General features: G+C 64.0%; 1 protein-coding gene and 1 pseudogene. Both read right to left on the bottom strand.

The window, feature by feature from the left end:
- Positions 1–1,346: cytochrome P450 (locus ACFWZ5_RS46125; protein WP_384893250.1), on the bottom strand; the 1,346-nt coding region annotated here is incomplete at its 3' end.
- Positions 1,347–1,553: 207 nt separating this feature from the next.
- Positions 1,554–1,768, bottom strand: a pseudogene (locus tag ACFWZ5_RS46120) (1-deoxy-D-xylulose-5-phosphate synthase N-terminal domain-containing protein); the annotation flags it as partial.
- Between the last annotated feature and the right edge of the window lie 665 nt (positions 1,769–2,433).

The raw sequence follows: 2,433 nt of genomic DNA, 5'->3' as shown, positions 1-2,433 counted from the left end.
GACGGCCGGTAGTTGCGTTGGCGTGAGGCGACGCGCATCCGAAGCCCCTTGGGGATCATTGTGAGGGCGTTTCGGGGAAAAATAGGTCGGTTATTGAGGAGTTCCAATTTCCAGCGGGCGGCGATGGTGGCCAGGGTGAGGACGGCTTCGGTGTGCCCGAATTTATCGCCGATGCATTTACGGGCGCCCCCGCCGAAGGGGATGAAAGCGTAGCGAGACGATGTGAAGTCATTCCAGCGGTCGGGGTCGAACCGCTCGGGGTCTGCGTACAGATCGCTTCGATGGTGGATGAGGTACGGACTGTAGGCGACCGTGGAGCCCGCGGGCAGAGAGTACCCGCCAAGCTGGATGTCGCTGGTTACCGTTCGGGTGGCCAGCGGGACGGCATACATACGGAGGGCCTCGGCTATAATGCTGCTGGCGAACGTCAACTCAGGAAGGGTTTCCATGGTTGCGGGGCAAGAGGAGAGAGCCGTTTCGATTTCGCGGTGAAGGCGTTCTTCGAATTCGGGGGAATGTGCCAGCTGATAGAAAGCCCACGCGAGGGTGTTGGAGGTGGTTTCTGATCCTGCGACGAGGAAGGTGGTGATGTGGTCGGTGATTTCGGTGTCACTCAGTCCTTGGTCATCGCTTTCTGCGTCGGCGTCGCGGGCGGTGAGCAACGCGGAGAGCAAGTCACCGCGGTCAATGCGCTCGCTGCTGCGGCGATCAGCGATGATGCTTGCGACGACGCGGCGCAGCCGGGCCCTTGCTTGGCGGTAGCGGCGATTGCCGAGAGTGGGAATATTGTTGACCGTGGGTGGCACGACGGTTCGCCGGTACATTCCTTTGATCACAGTGGAGGTGTCTTCGCAAATCTGGTTGAGGACTTCTTGCGACACTGCTGTGGAGAACATTGTCTCCACTAGAACCTTCAGCATGAGTGCCGTCATCTCTTCGGATACGTCGATGATCTGGCCTTCGTGCCAACTATTCGCGTGACTGATGCTGTTCGCGGTCATCGATTTGGCGTAGTGGGGCAGGCGGGCCGGGGCGAAGGCGGGCTGGATCATGCGGCGCTGTCGCCGATGCCGGTCGTGCGGGCATGTACCGAGACCGTCACCGAGCACTTCACGCACCCGTTCAACTATGGGGCCACCCTTGTCGAAGACCCGGCTTTCGCGAAGGACCTGACCGGTCAGCTCCGGGTTGCAGGCGACGATCACTTTGAGGGGTCCGATCCGGACCTGGACGAGATCGCCGTAGGTGGGAAGGGACGCCAGGAACGGGAAGGGATCACGGAGTAAGGGCAGGGTGTGACCAAGGAGTGGCAGTCCCCCTGGCACCTTCGGGGGCGATGTGCGCATGTCGACCTTCCACTGGACAAGGGATCGAGGGGGCTGGGTTGCGCCTTCAGATAGTCCGTCCTGAGCAAGCTGCTGCCACTCTGCAGCACGCCTGCGGCCTATGGACAGTTCCTTGATGGCGGTCTGGCGGTTCTGGGTGGCATAGACGACTGCCCGGTCCTGTTTGCCAGCCAGGTGGCGGGACTTGGCCAGGCCGTCCGCGTAGGCTAGCGCGGTGGAGGCATGCGAGTTCTCCACCAGGTCGTGTACCGACTCGGCCCGTGAGGGGTAGCCGGACAGGCCCCCTTCTGGCGCAGGGTGGTGAACTGTTTGGCCCGGCCGGTGAGCAGCTCGTGCACATACGCCTGATGCTTGGTGTCGAAGACGAGCGTGTCCTGCGGTGAGTCGAACACGCGGTGCAGCGCCGGGGTGGCCTTGCCCATGCCGAGGTTCGGTCCGAGATGCCCGCCGTCGCGCACACCGCTTCGATCAGGAGGCGGCGGATCCGTGCGGCCAGGGCCGGCAGATCCGCCGCCGGTACGACGCGCACGGCGTCGAGGTTTTCAGGCAGCACCGTCGAGGAACCGCCAGGCAGGGGCATCCGCGTCTCCTTCGGCCGGGATTGAAGGGCCGGGCAGTGCAGTATCGAACATCAGACAACCCCACCGACACACCGTCCAGAGGCTCGGCGCCGCGAACGCCATGCACCGCATGCAACATTGTGCCCTTGTGAACGCCGGTGGTGCGGAACATGGTCTGGGCCGGGGCTGGTCTGCCTTCCGGGAGGGGCGGGAAGCCGTGAGTGAACACCGAATACCCTGCTGCGGCAACTGGTCATGGAGAGCGGTTGAGGAGGCCCAGCTGGCCGCCTCCGTGCGGCGGGTGGCCATCGAGCACGGACACCCTGATACGAAGATTCTTCGTTGGCAAACATCAACTGGCGGTCAGGAAGGCCCGGTGGGCTGGAGGCTGACCTGGTAGCCGAGTTGGTTGAGCTGGCTGGCCAGCCGTCGGGCGGCCCGGGTCTTCCCGGTGCGTTCCAGGAAGTGGTCGCCGCCGAGGTCCTGGTGCGGGCGCGGCCATCGCGGCCTGGCCGAGGGTGACGTTG

This window comes from Streptomyces sp. NPDC059003, from assembly GCF_042740445.1.
GTDB lineage: Bacteria > Actinomycetota > Actinomycetes > Streptomycetales > Streptomycetaceae > Streptomyces.
The sequence above is the reverse complement of the archived record's forward strand: the minus strand, read 5'-3'. Positions and strand labels throughout refer to the sequence as shown.